This window comes from Aeromicrobium sp. PFPM2_SD2 (genome assembly GCF_057364525.1).
This window is the reverse complement of record NZ_JBNFNZ010000605.1, coordinates 1-1,194: the sequence shown is the minus strand read 5'-3', so window position 1 is coordinate 1,194 and position 1,194 is coordinate 1. Positions and strand designations below refer to the sequence as shown.

Sequence of the window (1,194 nt, the reverse complement as noted above, 5' to 3'; positions counted from 1 at the left end):
CCGGCTCGGCCGGCTGCCGCTGCTCGGCACGCTCGACGTCGACCCGGCGATGCCGGTGCGGCCCGGGCTGGCGACAGCGCCTACCGGCTGGCGTCCGTGTGGGGACGCTTCTCGGTCGGGCCGCAGCTGCGCGACGCGCTGGCGTCGGTGCACGGCCCGGTGCTGCTGGTCGACGACCTGGTCGACAGCCGCTGGACGCTGACGGTCGCCGCGCGCGAGCTGCGCCGGGCCGGTGCGAGCGCCGTCCTGTCCTTCGCCCTCGCCTCCGTCGCCTGACCCACGTTCCTGCTGGCGTCACTCCCAGCGGGAGGGCGAGGGGCACGGACGGGGAGGGGCGCGCTCACTAGAGTGACGCCATGCCCACCCTGCGTGACGTCGTCGCCGTGCTGGACGAGCTGTACGACCCGGCCTGGGCCGACGACTGGGACGCCGTCGGCACCGTCGCCGGTGACCCCGACGCCGAGGTGCGGCGCGTGCTGCTGGCCGTCGACCCGGTGCAGGCCGTGGCCGACGAGGCGGTCGCCGGCGGGTACGACCTGCTCGTCACCCACCACCCGCTCTACCTCAAGGGCGTCACCAGCGTGGCCGCCACGACGCCCAAGGGCCGCGTCGTGCACACGCTCGTCCGCGGCGGCGTCGCGCTGCACACGTGCCACACCAACGCGGACGCGCCGCGGTTCGGCGTCTCGGAGTCCATGGCCCTGGCGCTGGGGCTGACCGACGTCCGGGCGCTCGACCCGGACCCGGCCGCTCCGGTCGACTCCTGGACCGTGTTCGTGCCGCCGGAGGACGCCGAGCGCGTCCTGGCCGCGATGCACGGAGCCGGGGCCGGCGCGCTGGGCGACTACGACAGTGCCGCCTTCGTCAGCGACGGCACCGGGCAGTTCCGTCCGCTGGAGGGGGCCGACCCGCACACCGGCCAGGTCGGGCGCCTGGAGAAGGTCGCCGAGAAGCGGCTCGACCTCGTCGCCCCGGCCGCGCTGCGCGAGCGCGTCCGGACGGCGCTGCTCACCGCCCACCCCTACGAGGAGGTGGCCTACGACGTGGTCGAGACGGCCGCCCGCCCCGAGGCCCAGCGGGGGAGCGGCCGCATCGGGCGGCTCAGCGCGCCGATGACCCTGCGGGAGTTCGCCGACCACGTCGGCCGCAGCCTGCCCGCGCACCGCAGCGCGCACCGGGTGGCCGGCGCCCGAC

The 1,194-nt window shown here is 76.7% G+C and carries 1 protein-coding gene and 1 pseudogene; both read left to right on the top strand.

All coding sequences use genetic code 11. From position 1 onward, the window contains the following. Positions 1 to 276 (top strand): annotated as a pseudogene (locus tag AC2W7G_RS16795) (hypothetical protein); the annotation flags it as partial. 80 nt (positions 277 to 356) lie between these two features. Then, positions 357 to 1,194: Nif3-like dinuclear metal center hexameric protein (locus tag AC2W7G_RS16790; RefSeq protein ID WP_485869444.1), on the top strand; the 838-nt coding region annotated here is incomplete at its 3' end.